Here is a 429-nt window from a genome sequence, read left to right on the forward strand (position 1 = left end):
CCTGACTCGGTGAGGATGGCATCGGGCAGCTCGTTGTCCTTGGCCAGGCGGGTGACGGTGGCCAACTGCTCGTCCAGCAGCTGCAAACGCTCTTCCAGGTACTGGTCGCTGTTCGGGTTGATCGCCAGGGGCAGGGCCTGCTCGCGCTTGAGTGCGGCGAACTTCTCGGCCGGCAGCAGGTAGTCGTCGAAGTCGCGGAACTGCCGCGAGCCCTTGACCCAGATGTCGCCGGAGCGCAGGGCGTTCTTCAGCTCGGACAGGGCGCAGATTTCGTAGAATTTCCGGTCGAGGCCTTCCGGGGTGATCACCAGCGGCTTCCAGCGCGGCTTGATGAAGGCCGTGGGTGCATCGGCCGGCACCTTGCGCAGGTTGTCGGCGTTCATCTCACGCAGGGTCTGCACGGCTGCCAGCACGCCTTGCGCGGCCGGC

At 66.2% G+C, this 429-nt stretch carries 1 pseudogene; it reads right to left on the minus strand.

Annotated elements, in window-relative coordinates:
• Window positions 1–429 (minus strand): annotated as a pseudogene (locus K5E40_RS34470) (Tn3 family transposase); the annotation flags it as partial.

Source organism: Pseudomonas baetica (assembly GCF_019733355.1).
Taxonomy (GTDB): domain Bacteria; phylum Pseudomonadota; class Gammaproteobacteria; order Pseudomonadales; family Pseudomonadaceae; genus Aquipseudomonas; species Aquipseudomonas baetica_A.